At 77.3% G+C, this 229-nt stretch carries 1 protein-coding gene; it reads right to left on the bottom strand.

What is annotated here, in order from left to right:
* Positions 1–229 (bottom strand): phage tail protein (locus tag AC1MHZ_RS23560; RefSeq protein WP_482967031.1); only part of this gene is annotated, 229 nt, incomplete at both ends.

Raw genomic sequence — 229 nt, 5'->3', positions numbered from 1 at the left:
CCGCCGGCCGGCTTGTCGGGCCAGCTGGTGCCCAGCGCCTCGCGCGCCCTTGACGCGACCGCATGCACCAGGGCGCGGCGCGTGCCGGCCTGGCGCGTGATCGCCCAGGCCAGCGACGTGGTCAGGCGCAGCTCGCTGTCCGGCGCCGCGGGTTCCCAGTCGCCCACGCCGCGATCCGCGGCGAGGTACGGTAGGAACTCGGCCGGGGTCGCGGCCGGATCCATCAGCG

The organism is Pseudomonas sp. FA-1, assembly GCF_056856075.1.
Note: the sequence above shows the minus strand (reverse complement) of the source record. Positions and strands in the feature narration are given on the sequence as shown.